This window comes from Lentzea sp. NPDC058450 (assembly GCF_042721395.1).
In the GTDB taxonomy this organism is placed as follows: Bacteria; Actinomycetota; Actinomycetes; order Mycobacteriales; family Pseudonocardiaceae; genus Lentzea.
The window spans coordinates 65,989-77,081 of sequence record NZ_JBHXLO010000043.1 but is presented as its reverse complement, the minus strand read 5'-3'; the positions used below and the strand labels follow the sequence as shown (position 1 = coordinate 77,081).

Here is an 11,093-nt window from a genome sequence, read left to right as displayed (position 1 = left end):
GTGTGGTTCCTGGTCCAGGAACCACACCCCCTGCGGCGTTTCAGGCTGAGAGCGTCAGCTCTTGGCCGGCAGCCACGCCTTGACCTTGTCGGCGTTGGCCTCGGCCCACTTCTTGGCGGCGTCCTCGGGCTTCATCTTGTCCTCGGCGATGAACTTCGCCACGGTGTTCTGGTCCTCGTTGGTCCACTTGAAGTTCTTGACCAGCTGAGCGGCCGGGCCGTTGGCGTCGGCGAACTTCTTCGACACGATCTTGTCGAGGTCGTAGTCGGGGTAGTCGCAGGCGACCTTCTCGGCGTCGGCGTCACAACCCGCGGCGTACGCGGGCAGCTTCACCTTCTCCAGCTTGACCTCGTTCAGCAGCCACTGCGGCGAGTAGAAGTAGCCGATGACCCACTTCTTGTCCTTCTCCGCCTGGCGGAAGGCCTGGATCAACGCGGTCTCGCTGCCGCCGTAGACGACCTTGTAGTTGAGGTTCAGGTTCTTCACCAGAGCCTCGTCGTTGGTCACGAACGACGGGTCGCCGTCGAGCAGCTGGCCCTTGTCGCCGGACTCGGACGTCTTGAACTGGTCGGCGTACTTGTTGAGGTTGTTCCAGTCGAGAACGTCGGGGTGCTCCTTGGCGAGCCACGGCGGCACGTACCAGCCGATCTGGCCCTTCACGCCGGTGGACCCCGCGCTGACGGCGGTCTTCTGCTCGTCGATGTACTTCTTGCGGAGGTCGTCGTGACCCCAGTTCTCGACGACGGCGTCGACCTCGCCGGTGCCGAAGCCCTGCCAGGCCACCTCTTCCTTGAGCTCCTTCTTGGTGACCTTGCAGCCCAGCTCCTTCTCGGCCACGTACGCGAGCACGGCCGCGTTCGCCTCGTAACCGACCCACGGGTTGATCGCGAGGTTGAACGTGCCGCAGTCGCCGGTCGCACCCGAGGAGGTGTCACCGACCTTGGCGCCACCGCAACCAGCCAAAGCGAGTGCCCCGACGAGCACCGCTCCCAGCACGCTGTGCCTTGCCACTTTCCAGACCTCCTAGTTGGTCCACCGCTTGGCGGCCGCCTGGGTGAGGCGGTCGAGCATCACGCCCAGCACGACGATCGCGAGACCGGCCGCGAGCCCCTTGCCGTACAACTGGCCCTGCGAGAACCCGGCCACGACGTCGTAACCGAGCGCGCCGGCGCCGACGAGACCGCCGACGACGACCATCGAGAGCACGTAGATCAGCCCCTGGTTGGCGGCGAGCGTCAACGCCCCGCGCGCCATGGGCAGCTGCACCTTCACGATCGTCTGCCACGAACTGGATCCGAGCGCCGTCGACGCCTCGACCGTCGCGGGCGACACCGCGCGGATCCCGTCCGCGATGATCTTGATCGCCACCGGGGCCGCGAACACCACGGCCGCGATGATCGCGGTGAACCGCGACGCGGAGAACAACGCCAGGAAGGGCACCAGGTAGACAAAAGCCGGCATCACCTGCGCGGCGTCGAGCACCGGCCGGATGAACCGGTCGGCCCGCCTGCTGCGTCCCATCCAGACACCGACGACGATCCCCAGCAGCATCACCATGATCGTGGCGACCAGCGTGGACGCCAGCGTGATCATCGAGTCCTGCCACAGGCCCGTCGCGATCAGCAGCGCGACGCACACCGCCGAGATCACCGCCGGCCGCACACCGCCGATCATGAACGACACCGCGACGATCACCAGCGCCACCAGGAACCACGGCGACTCGGCCAGCAGCGCCTGCAGCGGGTTGATCAACGCGAACGTGACGAAGTCCTTGAAACCGTTGGTGAGCACCGGAAGCGAGTCCTGCGCCCACTCCGTCACCGCGGCCGCGCCCTTGTTGATCGAGCTGCCGATCTCCACGTCCGACTGGAACTCCGCCGCCCACAGGTAGGTGTACGAGAGGTACACGCACACACCCGTGACGCCGAGCCCGCCGAAGAGCGCCCAGCGCGGCAGCTTGCGGCGTTCGGTCGCGGCCGTCGTGACGCGGTCCAGCACGATCGCCAGCACCACGATCGCGAGACCGGCGTTGAACGCCGTGCCGACGTCGAGCGTCTGCAGCGCCTTCACGACGGTCTTGCCGAGGCCCGGCGCGTCGATCAGGGCGGCGATCGTGACCATGGACAGCGCGGCCATGATCGTCTGGTTGACACCGAGCACGATGGTCTTGCGCGCGGACGGCAGCAGCACCTTCACGAGCGTCTGCTTCCGCGTCGCGCCAAGGGACTCACTCGCCTCGACGGTGTTGCGCGGCACCGAGCGGATGGCGTGCGCGGTGATCCGGATCGCGGGCGGCGCCGCGTAGATCAGCGTCGCGATCGTCGCGCTGGCGGGACCGATCAGGAAGAACAACGTCAGCGGCGCCAGGTACACGAACGTCGGCATCGTCTGCATGAAGTCGAGCACCGGCGTCAGGACCTTGTTGGCCCGATCGGACAGCCCCGCCCAGATCCCCAGCGGAATGCCTATCAGCAACGAGATCACGACGGCGGCGAGCGTCAGCGAGAGCGTGTCCATGCTCTCCTGCCACAAACCCTGCAGCCCCAGGAACACGAAGCCCGCGACGGCCAGCAGCGCGACCCGCCAGCCGGCGACCACGAGGCTCACGAACCCGGCGATCGCGACCACGCCGAGCCAGCCGATCACCGGCACGGGCCGGCCGAACGACGGCTGCGCGATCAGGGCCTGGATGAACGTCACGAACTCGTCGATGACGAGCCGGATCTCGTTGAAGAAGTAGAGGAACACCGGGTTGGAGTTCCTGGACGCGCCCACGGCGTCGTTGACGTCGTTGACCCACCGGTGCAGCGGGGTGAGGTCGGCGGCGCCGAGCGACAGCGTGCCGACGTTGCGGAGCAGGACCCACAGCACGAGCCAGGCGAGGATGATCCCGCCGAAGATCAGCGACTTGCGGTACTGGAGCAGGCGCGGTTGTTGCCCAGGGGCGGCCACGGCAACCATGTCACGCCTCCCCGGCCACGACCCTGAGGATCTCCTCGTCCGCGACCACACCGAGCAGTTCGCCGTCCCGCACGACCTTCACGGGCTTGTCGGCGCTCAGCACGCTGCGCACCGCCTCTCGCACAACGGTTTCCGGCGCGAGCTCCGGCCCGTCCAGGTCGTCGTCGGGACGCGGCGGCCGCATGATCCACTTGAGCGTCAGCACGTTCGAGCGCGGCACGTCCTTCACGAAGTCGCGCACGTAGTCGTCCGCGGGCGCGCCGACGAGCTCGTCACCGGTGCCGACCTGCACGACCTTGCCGTCGCGCATGATCAGGATGCGGTCGCCGAGCTTGAGCGCCTCGCTCAGGTCGTGGGTGATGAAGACCATCGTCTTGCCGACCTCGCGGTGCAGCCTGATCACCTCGGACTGCATGTCCCGGCGGATCAGCGGGTCGAGCGCCGAGAATGGTTCGTCGAAGAACAGAACGTCGGGGTCGCCCGCGAGTGCGCGCGCGAGGCCGACGCGTTGCTGCATACCGCCGGAGAGTTGATCCGGATAGGACTTCTCATATCCGGACAGTCCCACGAGGTCGATTACCTCCTGTGACCGCTCTCCGCGTTTCGCCCTCGGTACCCCTCGGATTTCCAGGCCGTAACCGACGTTGTCCGTCACCGTCCGGTGCGGAAGCAGACCGAAGTGCTGGAAGACCATGGAGAACTTGTTCCTGCGCAGGTCGCGCAGGCGTTTCGCGTCCGCTTCGAGAATGTTCTCGCCTTCGAACGTGATCGTGCCCGCGGTGGGCTCCACCAACCGCGTCAGGCATCTGACCAGTGTGGACTTGCCTGAGCCGGACAGTCCCATGACCACGAACATCTCGCCGGGAGCGACGTCGAAGTCGACTCCTCGCACAGCGGCGACGGAACCGGTGCGGTCCATCAGCTCCTGCCGTGACAGCGCTTTGAGCTCGTCCGAGGCCACCACTTGGGCTGCGTTGGGGCCAAACACCTTCCACAGGTCCCTGACCGAAATCACGGGATCCACGCCAAACCACTCCGACCTGTTGCGGACTGCGCACACCGTTTCTCGATGCGCGACAGCATCGACCTTCGCACGAGTACGGTCAAGGTCTGATACAAATCTGATCCCTTGTGGACAGCGGATCATCCCATGACTTGACGCCGTCTGATCGAAGGGGAAAAGCTGAACTGAGCGGTCTTCTGCACCGCCCTCTCCCCCCGATGAGGAGCTGTTCGTGCAAGCCCCCAGAATCGCTCTGGCAATGACGTTCGTGTTGACAATTGCCGGTTGTGGCAGCGGATCAACGGCGTCACCGCGCTCCAGCTCGGCAGCACCCACCGAGCCCTGCGACTCCATCACCATCGCGGTCAACCCCTGGGTCGGCTACGAGGCCAACGCGGCGGTCGTCGCGTACCTCGCCGAGAAGCGGCTGGGCTGCAAGGTGACGAAGAAGGAGGTCGACGAACAGACCGCCTGGCAGGGCCTCGACTCAGGCGAGATCGACGTGATCCTGGAGAACTGGGGTCACGAGGACCTGAAGCAGAAGTACATCGACGAGAAGCGCACCGCCGTCCGGGTCGGCCCCACCGGCAACAAGGGCGTGATCGGCTGGTACGTGCCACCGTGGATGAAGAAAGAGTTCCCGGACATCACGAACTGGCAGAACCTCAACAAGTACGCGGACAAGTTCAAGACGCCCCAGTCCGACGGCAAGGGCCAGGTGCTCGACGGCGACCCGTCGTTCGTGACCAACGACGAGGCCCTGGTCAAGAACCTGAACCTCAACTACAAGGTCGTCTACGCGGGCAGCGAGCAGGCGTCGATCAAGGCGTTCCGGCAGGCGGAGGAGAAGAAGACGCCGCTGATCGGCTACTTCTTCGAGCCGCAGTGGCTGCACCTCGACATCGAACTGGTCAAGGTCGACCTGCCCGAGTACGCGGCCGGCTGCGACGCCGACGCCGCGAAGGTGGCCTGCGACTACCCGCGCTACGAGCTCGACAAGATCGCCTCCAAGAAGTTCATGGACAAGCGCAACCCCGCTGCCCGGCTGGTCCAGAACTTCCAGTGGAGCAACGACGAGCAGGACACGGTCGCGTCGTTCATCGCGAAGTACAAGATGTCGCCGGACGAGGCGGCGAAGCGCTGGGTCGAGGCCAACCCCGACCGCGTCGAGGACTGGCTCACCAAGGCCAAGCCGTAACTTCCGGCTGTACTTGTTGACCGCGACGACGCCGGTCAACTCCTGCCGCGGGACCACCACTTCTCATCGGGGCCGGAGATGTCCTCGACGCTGAGCCTGCGGACGGACCCCGCTCGCTTGAGCCGGGCCACCAGCTGATCCTCCCGTTGCGCGAGCCGGCGGTAGATCTCCACAGCGGAGGTCTCCTGCCGGCTCTGCTGCGGCTGGCTCCTTCTTTCCACAGTCCGCCAGTTTCCGAGGAACTCGAGCGTCAGGTCCGCGACGGCCTGCCCGGCGTGCGCGGTGAGCGTGTCGGCGGGCGAGGCGAACCGTCCGGCGTGGAACGCCAGGTTCCTCGTCACGTAGAGCCACTCCAGCAGCGCGGCCGCCGTGTCCTCCTGCTCGGTGAGCCACCCGGCGAGCACCTTCGAGTCCGCGAGCCGGGCCCGCCACAGCTCCGTGAGGTCCTGCACCAGCCCGCCCTCGCTCTCCGCGAGCGCGGTGATGGCCTTTTGGGCAGCTTCGAGGTGTTCGTTCGGGCGGTTGTGCACGATGAGCACCTCCAGCCACGCGTCCACCGACTTCAGGTGGTGCTTCACCCCGGTCGTCGGCACGTGCGCGTCCAACGGCTTGCGCAGCTCGGTGTCGTGGTTGGTGACGACGACGTGCAGGCTGATGAGGTGCTGCCGCAGCATCTGCAGCGCACAGGCCTTGGCCAGCCACGGGATCTTGCTCGGATCGAGCCCCGTCGCCTCCAGCGCACTCCACGCGAGCCCGGCACTGGCCATCGGCGCGTCGACCTGCCGGGCGAGGTTCGCCACCCGCATCGCGCTGCGCAACTCCTCCGGCCAGTACGCGGTGAGCGGATAGGCGTTGCCGACCGTCCGCTGGTGCTCGGCGCCGCGCGTGACCCGCCCACCGGGCCCGCTGACCTGCCACACCGGCGCGATGTCGAGCTCGGTCAGCCGCTCCCCCGCCGCGTACTGGTCGAGCACCTCGCTGAGCACCCTGCGCCCCTTCAACGCCGCCGTGTGCACGTCCGCCGCCTCGACCGGCACCCGCACCAGCACCGACGACCCGGTGACGGCGTCCTTCAGGAAGTCGTCCTTCGGCAACCTGTTGCGGTGCAACGGTTCCTGCCGCGCCTGGGGCAACAGCTCGTCGAGGTGCCGCAGCACCCGCGCACCCCGCACCACGAGCGCCACCACGTGCTTGCGCCGCGGCGGCCACAACACGTCACCGAGATCGTCACCGCGCTTCTTCAACCACCGCAACAGATCCGCGCGCAACTGCCGCCCGTCCCGCCCGTGCACCGCCACGACCACCGCCACCTCGGCGACCATCCGCGCCCGCAACGGCAGCTCGACCCCGCTCCACAGTGGACCGATCCACTTCTGCACGGCCTTGCGCAACGCCTTGGGATCGAGCTTGGCCGCGGCCGCCGCCGTCACCTGGGGGTCGACCTTCTGCCCGTCGGCGGCGATCTCCGCGTCGACCTTCACCAGCACCCGCCGCGCCCGCGCCAACTCCAGCCCACCACCGTGCGCGTAGGCGGGCTTGGCGGCGTCCATGCACGCGATCGACGTGGCGATGACCCGCCGCAACAGGTTCCACCGCGGCTGGTCCTCGGCCGCGTGACTCTCCAACGCCGTCTTGGCCCGCGTCACCGCCAGAAACGCGCTGTTGAGCCCGGCGACGTGCTCCCCCAGGTGCGCGTCGGGATCGAGCGCCCGCAACACCCCCTGCAACAACGCGCGCTGCCCGCGATCGAGCCCGGCGTCGTCGAAGGCCTGCCGCAACCGGTCGTCCAGGTACTGATAGCGCACCTGACGCACCATAGAGGTCATGGACAACCGGAAAGCGGTCTTCGCGGGCCTCGACGGCCAGCCCCTGGCAGGCAAACTGGAACTGCCGCCGGGCGACGTGACGGCGACAGCGGTCTTCGCCCACTGCTTCACCTGCGGCAAGGACTCGGTGGCCGCCACCCGCACAGCCCGCAGCCTCGCCGAACGAGGCGTGGCCGTCCTCCGCTTCGACTTCACCGGCCTGGGCCAGTCCGGCGGCGACTTCGCCAACACCACCTTCACGTCCAACGTCGACGACCTCGTCTGCGCCGCAAACCACCTCCGCGACACCATCGGCGCCCCGAGCGTCCTCATCGGACACTCCCTCGGCGGCGCCGCCGTCCTGGCCGCCGCCCACCGCGTCCCGGAGGTGAAGGCCGTCGTCACCATCGGCGCCCCGGCCGACACCGCCCACCTCGAACACCTCCTCGGCTCGTCCAAGGAGCGGATCGCCGAGGAGGGCGTGGCCGAGGTGGTGCTGGCCGGCCGCACGTTCCGGATCAGCAACGACTTCCTGCTCGACATCGGCAAGCAGAACCAGACGGCCTGCATCTCCGGCCTCGACCGCGCCCTGCTGGTCATGCACTCGCCGCAGGACGACACCGTCGGCATCGACAACGCGCGGATCATCTTCGACCTGGCCCGCCACCCGAAGTCGTTCGTGTCGCTGGACGGCGCCGACCACCTGCTGACGAACCGCGCGGACGCCGACTACGTGGCGAAGGTGCTGACGGCCTGGGCCAGCCGCTACCTGGTCAGGTGAACGGCCCCGGAAAGCCGAAAGCCCCTCGACCACGTGCTCTTGTCGAGAGGCTTTCGTCCACCGTCGGGGCGACAGGATTTGAACCTGCGACCCCCCGCTCCCAAAGCGGGTGCGCTACCAAACTGCGCCACGCCCCGGTTGTACGTAGCTTACCGCCACCCGCTAAGGTAGTGATCGCAGCCCCGCACAGGGCCGCAAAGCGGGCGTAGCTCAATGGTAGAGCCCTAGTCTTCCAAACTAGCTACGCGGGTTCGATTCCCGTCGCCCGCTCTGACGAAGGGCCGAGTGCTGACGCGCTCGGCCCTTTCTCGTGAGGTGGGTCACGCGGAGGCGACGCCGATCTGGGTGTGGCGGTGGGTCGGTGACTCGATCTCGTCCACCACGGCCAGTGCGAAGTCCTCGTAGGTCAGCGCGTCGGACGGGTCGACTCCGCTCAGGCGGTAGCGGCCCGTGGGGGTGCCGCCGAAGTTGCCCGCCGGGCTCATCACCAGCCAGTCGGTGGTGGAGGCGGCCAGGACCTCGACGCCGGCGGCGTGGCCCAGGCAGAACGGGCGGTGCTCGGCCGGGAAGTCCGGGCTGTCGATCACGCGCACGCCCGGCGACGTCTCCAGGAGCGTGTAGATGCCGACCACGATGATGCGGCCGACGCCGGACGTGGTCAGGGCGTGGGCCGCCTCGCGGTAGAAGTCGGCCGGGTCGCGGGCGAGGTCGACGACTGAGCTCACGGCCACGTCGTGGCCCGCGGCCGCCTCCGCGGTGAGGCCCGGGGTGCGGCCGATGCGGGTGACCTCGTGGCCTCGGGTCTGCGCGAGGGTGGCGATCTGGTGGCCCGCTTTGCCGGAGGCACCGAAAACAACGATCTTCGTCATGAGCGCGAAGGTAGGGTCGGGGTGGCCGGTTTCCGCAACGATATCGGGGGTGAGCAGGTGCGATGCACTCATGACCTGCCGTACCAGATCGGTGGTCGGTGGACCGCGCACGTGCTGCGGGGGCTCGAAGGCGGGCGGCGGCGGTTCGGGGAACTGCGGGGCGGGATGCCCGGGGTGACGGCCAAGGTGCTCGCCGAGACGTTGCGGGCGATGGAGCGGGACGGCACGGTTTCGCGGGAGGTGTTCGAGGAGAACCCGCCTCGGGTCGAGTACGAGCTGACGGAGCAGGGGCGCAAGGTGCTCGGGCTGCTCGACCTGTGTTGTGACTGGGCACGAGAGAACGTGGTGGTGACGTGAGGCTCGAACAGATCGTGCTCGACAGCAACGACCCGGCGCGGCTGGTGCGGTTCTGGGCCGAACTGCTCGGAGGTGAGCCGGTCGAGCGCGAGCACGGGTGGGCGCACGTCGAGCCGCCCGGCGGGGTGCGGATGTCGTTCCAGCCCGTGCCGGAGCGCAAGGACGTGAAGAACCGCTTCCACCTCGACTTCGAGGTCGACGACATCGAGGCCGCCGTGGTCAGGGCGGTGAGCCTCGGAGCCACACGGGACGGTGTCGTGCACACCGACGAGAAGGGCAGCTTCCAGGTCATGCGCGACCCCGAGGGCAACGAGTTCTGCTTCGTGCGCTGAGCCGGCTAGTGGACGGCGCGCCAGAGCGCCTCACCGAAGCGGATCGCGAGGACCACGAGCAGCACGCCGATCGTGAAGCTGATGAGGCACCGGACGATGACCTGCAGTTTGGTGCCCTTCATGCCGCCATGATTTATCGCTGCCGGGCAAGAACAACAGAGCCCAACGGGACCAATACGATGCCGTGGTGACCGACTGCCTGTTCTGCCGCATCGTCGCGGGCGAGATCCCGGCGACCGTGGTGACGGAGACCGACACGACGCTCGCGTTCCGCGACATCGACCCCAAGGCGCCCACGCACGTGCTGGTGATCCCCAAGGAGCACCACACCGCGATCGGTGACGTCGACCCGGTGCTCGCGGGGCAGATCCTCGCCACCGCGCACCAGGTCGCGAAGTCCGAGGGCGTCGACGAGTCCGGCTACCGCCTCGTCTTCAACACCGGCAGGGACGGCGGCCAGACCGTCTTCCACGTCCACTGCCACGTCCTCGGCGGCCGCGGCCTCACCTGGCCTCCCGGCTAGGCACGGCCATCTCCCGCACGAACCGCGCGTCGACCGGGTCACCGTGGCCCGGCACCACGACGCGCGGGTCGAGCTCCAGCACCAGGTCGAGGACGTGCCGCCAGTTCGAGGGCGTCGCGTCCGGTCCGGCCTGAGCGGGCGCGCCCTGCTCCACCAGGTCGCCCGCGAACACCACGCCGGCGTCCGGCACGTGCACGACCACGTCGTGCGAGGTGTGCGCGGGCCCGAAGTGGTGCAGGTCGACCCGGCGGCCACCGACGTCGAGCGTCACGGTGTCGCGAAACGTGTGGGTGGGCGCGACGAGCGTCCCCGTGAACGGCTCGTCGTAGTACTTCGCCCGCTCGACGAGCACGCGCTCGTCCACGACGCAGTCCTCGTGCGCCCACACCTCGCACGGCAGGAACGCCTCGGTCGCCAGCACGTGGTCGAAGTGGTTGTGCGTCAACACGATCCGCGACGGCCGCACCTCCCGCGCCAGGCCCGGGTCCATGCCGGAGTCGATCAGCACCGCGTCCCCGTCACCGACGACGAGTCCCAGCGTCAGGTCCAGCTCGGTGTGCCGCCGCGCGAACACGCCCGGCGCGACCTCGATCACCGCAGGACCCCGTCGACCAGCATCGGCGCCGCGTCGCTCACCCCTAGTTGCACGGCCAGCTCCAGGTCGGCGGCGTGCCCGTGCTCGACCAGCTCCCGTCCCGACCCGCAGTTCCGCACGGCCTGCGCGACGTCGACACCCCGGAACGCGGCGATCGCCAGCTCCGCCTCGGGTGAGGCCTTGCCGTCGAGCGAGGCGAGCACGGCGCCCGCGCCCAGGTAGTCCTCGACGCACGGCCGCAGCCCGCCGGCCACGCCGCCCCCGGTCCTCGCCATGTTCAGGCCCCACTGCTCGCCGCCGGCGATCAGGCCGATCGTGTCCCCCAGCTCCTGTGCCCGTTTCGCGACGGCGGCGGCGTTGCGCAGGCATGCTGCCAGCACGTGCGCTCCCGTCTCGGCCGCCAGCGCGCACAGGTGCGACCCGTTCGGCGAGTGCACGTCGACCAGTCCCGTCGTCCCGGCGAGTGATGCCGGTCGCAACGGCAGGCGCGAGCCGGGCGTGAACAGGAACGGCCGCACCTGCCCACCGCTGCCGACCACCACGTCGACGGACGTCGTGAACACCAGCACGTCCACGACCACCAGCACGTCACAGCCCCGCAGCGCGTCGACGCCCGCCGGCCCCCATTCCAGCTTCAGCTGGTACCCCTCTTGGCTGAACACATCCCCC

12 protein-coding genes and 2 tRNA genes are annotated in these 11,093 nt (G+C 68.4%); 6 read left to right on the top strand and 8 right to left on the bottom strand.

Going from position 1 to position 11,093, the window contains the following annotated elements; genetic code table 11:
* Positions 1 to 54: 54 nt before the first annotated feature.
* The 3 genes from ACFWNN_RS41375 to ACFWNN_RS41365 are packed head-to-tail and all read right to left on the bottom strand — an operon-like array spanning position 55 to position 3,925.
* Positions 55 to 1,011 (bottom strand): ABC transporter substrate-binding protein, encoded by a 957-nt coding sequence (locus ACFWNN_RS41375; protein ID WP_382445448.1) that lies wholly within the window; start codon positions 1,009 to 1,011, stop codon positions 55 to 57.
* 12 nt (positions 1,012 to 1,023) lie between these two features.
* Positions 1,024 to 2,961 carry an ABC transporter permease gene (locus tag ACFWNN_RS41370; RefSeq protein WP_382445447.1) on the bottom strand — a complete coding sequence of 646 codons (1,938 nt, stop codon included), beginning with the start codon at positions 2,959 to 2,961 and terminating at the stop codon, positions 1,024 to 1,026.
* A gap of 1 nt (position 2,962) precedes the next feature.
* Entirely contained in the window at positions 2,963 to 3,925 is a 963-nt protein-coding gene (locus tag ACFWNN_RS41365) for a glycine betaine/L-proline ABC transporter ATP-binding protein (RefSeq protein WP_382445446.1), read from the bottom strand.
* Positions 3,926 to 4,223: 298 nt separating this feature from the next.
* On the opposite strand from ACFWNN_RS41365, the gene ACFWNN_RS41360 reads away from it, so the two are divergent.
* Positions 4,224 to 5,162 carry an ABC transporter substrate-binding protein gene (locus tag ACFWNN_RS41360; RefSeq protein WP_382445445.1) on the top strand — a complete coding sequence of 313 codons (939 nt, stop codon included), beginning with the start codon at positions 4,224 to 4,226 and terminating at the stop codon, positions 5,160 to 5,162.
* 35 nt (positions 5,163 to 5,197) lie between these two features.
* Here the strand turns inward: ACFWNN_RS41360 and ACFWNN_RS41355 are convergent, their stop codons facing one another.
* A complete protein-coding gene (locus ACFWNN_RS41355; RefSeq protein ID WP_382445444.1) occupies positions 5,198 to 6,967 on the bottom strand; it encodes a hypothetical protein in 1,770 nt (589 codons plus the stop codon).
* Between the two features lie 19 nt (positions 6,968 to 6,986).
* Between ACFWNN_RS41355 and ACFWNN_RS41350 the strand changes: the two genes are divergently transcribed.
* Positions 6,987 to 7,748 carry an alpha/beta hydrolase family protein gene (locus ACFWNN_RS41350; RefSeq protein WP_382445443.1) on the top strand — a complete coding sequence of 254 codons (762 nt, stop codon included), beginning with the start codon at positions 6,987 to 6,989 and terminating at the stop codon, positions 7,746 to 7,748.
* A 63-nt stretch (positions 7,749 to 7,811) separates the two neighbouring features.
* Here ACFWNN_RS41350 and ACFWNN_RS41345 read toward each other — a convergent pair.
* Positions 7,812 to 7,885 (bottom strand) — tRNA-Pro (locus ACFWNN_RS41345).
* Positions 7,886 to 7,947: 62 nt separating this feature from the next.
* Here ACFWNN_RS41345 and ACFWNN_RS41340 point away from each other — a divergent pair.
* Positions 7,948 to 8,018: transfer RNA gene (locus ACFWNN_RS41340), tRNA-Gly, on the top strand.
* Positions 8,019 to 8,068: 50 nt separating this feature from the next.
* Here ACFWNN_RS41340 and ACFWNN_RS41335 read toward each other — a convergent pair.
* The gene (locus ACFWNN_RS41335) at positions 8,069 to 8,617 is read right to left on the bottom strand and encodes an NAD(P)-dependent oxidoreductase (protein WP_382445442.1); all 549 of its coding nucleotides are present in this window, start codon (positions 8,615 to 8,617) and stop codon (positions 8,069 to 8,071) included.
* Positions 8,618 to 8,674: 57 nt separating this feature from the next.
* Between ACFWNN_RS41335 and ACFWNN_RS41330 the strand changes: the two genes are divergently transcribed.
* From ACFWNN_RS41330 to ACFWNN_RS41320, 3 genes are all read left to right on the top strand, one after another.
* Positions 8,675 to 8,974 carry a winged helix-turn-helix transcriptional regulator gene (locus ACFWNN_RS41330; RefSeq protein ID WP_382445441.1) on the top strand — a complete coding sequence of 100 codons (300 nt, stop codon included), beginning with the start codon at positions 8,675 to 8,677 and terminating at the stop codon, positions 8,972 to 8,974.
* Entirely contained in the window at positions 8,971 to 9,306 is a 336-nt protein-coding gene (locus ACFWNN_RS41325) for a VOC family protein (protein WP_382445440.1), read from the top strand. The genes ACFWNN_RS41330 and ACFWNN_RS41325 overlap by 4 nt, the downstream gene beginning before the upstream one ends.
* A gap of 184 nt (positions 9,307 to 9,490) precedes the next feature.
* Complete coding sequence (locus tag ACFWNN_RS41320) at positions 9,491 to 9,829, top strand: histidine triad nucleotide-binding protein (protein WP_382445439.1); 339 nt, start codon at positions 9,491 to 9,493, stop codon at positions 9,827 to 9,829.
* On the opposite strand, the gene ACFWNN_RS41315 is transcribed toward ACFWNN_RS41320, so the two are convergent.
* Together ACFWNN_RS41315 and ACFWNN_RS41310 are read right to left on the bottom strand one after the other, a co-directional pair.
* Positions 9,810 to 10,424 (bottom strand): MBL fold metallo-hydrolase, encoded by a 615-nt coding sequence (locus ACFWNN_RS41315; RefSeq protein ID WP_382445438.1) that lies wholly within the window; start codon positions 10,422 to 10,424, stop codon positions 9,810 to 9,812. The genes ACFWNN_RS41320 and ACFWNN_RS41315 overlap by 20 nt on opposite strands.
* Complete coding sequence (locus ACFWNN_RS41310; RefSeq protein WP_382445437.1) at positions 10,421 to 11,086, bottom strand: 2-phosphosulfolactate phosphatase; 666 nt, start codon at positions 11,084 to 11,086, stop codon at positions 10,421 to 10,423. The genes ACFWNN_RS41315 and ACFWNN_RS41310 overlap by 4 nt, the downstream gene beginning before the upstream one ends.
* Between the last annotated feature and the right edge of the window lie 7 nt (positions 11,087 to 11,093).

What these genes read in the sequence shown, in the direction of transcription:
- ACFWNN_RS41370 (WP_382445447.1), bottom strand. Translation starts at nt 2,961, where the DNA reads ATGGTTGCCGTGGCCGCCCCTGGGCAACAACCGCGCCTGCTCCAGTAC.
- ACFWNN_RS41360 (WP_382445445.1), top strand. Translation starts at nt 4,224, where the DNA reads ATGACGTTCGTGTTGACAATTGCCGGTTGTGGCAGCGGATCAACGGCG.
- ACFWNN_RS41350 (WP_382445443.1), top strand. Translation starts at nt 6,987, where the DNA reads ATGGACAACCGGAAAGCGGTCTTCGCGGGCCTCGACGGCCAGCCCCTG.
- ACFWNN_RS41335 (WP_382445442.1), bottom strand. Translation starts at nt 8,617, where the DNA reads ATGACGAAGATCGTTGTTTTCGGTGCCTCCGGCAAAGCGGGCCACCAG.